General features: G+C 61.9%; 1 protein-coding gene. It reads right to left on the bottom strand.

The genetic code is table 11. The features are described from left to right. A partial coding sequence (locus tag AC1DDH_RS20465) for a hypothetical protein (protein WP_476956209.1) occupies positions 1-553 on the bottom strand: 553 nt, incomplete at both ends.

Below are 553 nucleotides of genomic sequence, written 5' to 3'. Positions count from 1 at the left end.
CATCTGGTCGACCAGTTCCGCCTGCTTTTCTCGCGCCTGCCTCAGGTTCTCGACGGCTTCCGCCAGCTTCTTCACGGTGATCGCTGCGTCCACATACGGGCGCATTCCCTCGGCGCCCTGYATGGCTCCACGGGCTTGCTTCTCCGCCGCGACCGCCTCGTCATATTCCTTTTGCAAGGCCTCGCGCCGCTTGTCCTGCCGTTCGAGTTTCGCCACACCGGGGATGGTGTCGGCGCGGCCCAGGGCCTCCAGCATCCGGTAGGTGTTGACCGTGCCGGGGCCGATGCCCTCGTCGCTCGCATTGGTGACGACAAACAGGTGGATGRGGCCATGCTCGCCCGGGTCGCGGCCCCAGGCTATCTGCTTTGCGGCGGCCGCCTTGATTTGCTCGGCCAATGGCGGAAAGCGGAAATACTGATTCTCGATATAGAYAAAGCTGCAGGCGTTGTTGACCACCTGCAAATACATTTTCTCGATATCGAACTTGCCGTGTTCCGGCTGAGTSCGCAGCACCTGGGCCATGACCCGCACGCCGGTTTTTGGCAGCATTTTG

The organism is Arthrobacter sp. 10T425, assembly GCF_056393985.1.
The sequence above is the reverse complement of the archived record's forward strand: the minus strand, read 5'-3'. Positions and strand labels throughout refer to the sequence as shown.